This is a genomic window from Treponema sp. R80B11-R83G3 (assembly GCF_054786115.1).
Genome location: NZ_BDHF01000374.1, coordinates 1 through 690, shown reverse-complemented (window position 1 = coordinate 690; position 690 = coordinate 1). Strand labels below are relative to the sequence as shown.

1 protein-coding gene is annotated in these 690 nt (G+C 35.7%); it reads left to right on the top strand.

Annotated elements, in window-relative coordinates; genetic code table 11:
• Positions 1-690 (top strand): hypothetical protein (locus ACYVRH_RS13940; RefSeq protein WP_461257485.1); only part of this gene is annotated, 690 nt, incomplete at both ends.

The following is a 690-nucleotide window of genomic DNA, read 5'->3' as shown; positions in this document are numbered from 1 at the left end:
GGATATATGGAGTCTGCGAAAAAAAAGCGATGATGAAGCCGCCAGAATGTTCACGGAAAAATTAATTGCAGAAACGGATGAATCATGCAAAAAAGGCATTGAAGAACTAAACGCAAAAATAGAACAAGCTTCTGCAGGCGTAGGCGATCTTGCGCTATTAGGCGAAGAGTGGCTTAATTTGTACAAAGAGCAATTTGAAAGAGGGTTGAAAGCATGGGAAGACGCGGAAGAAAGATTTTTTATAAGGCGAATTGAATGGGAACAGGAATCATTTACATTATTTTCAGAGGGAGAAGCCGTTTGGCTTTCAGCTTTTAATCAATTTGAAGAAGAAAGACAAAAATGGGAATTAAACGCTAAAGAGCTATTCCAAACCGGCGAATCTCTGTTTAAAAATATCTCCAAAGATTTTGAAAAAACTATTGCCGATGCAAAAAAGGAATTTGAATTAAATGCCGCAATTCGCATTGAAGAAGGAACAAATAAAGTAAAAGCATTAATAGACATGTATCTTGTCAGTTCTTCGGCAGCCGTTTCATCAATAGAAAATATAAAGTTTTGGCAAAAACAATTCGGTTTTAATGAAATAGACGTAAAGGATTCAAATTTTACTGGTGGGATATTAACAGAATTGTGCATAATATGGAGACAAACCAGGGATGCATATCTTAATACTCAGGAATATAAAAG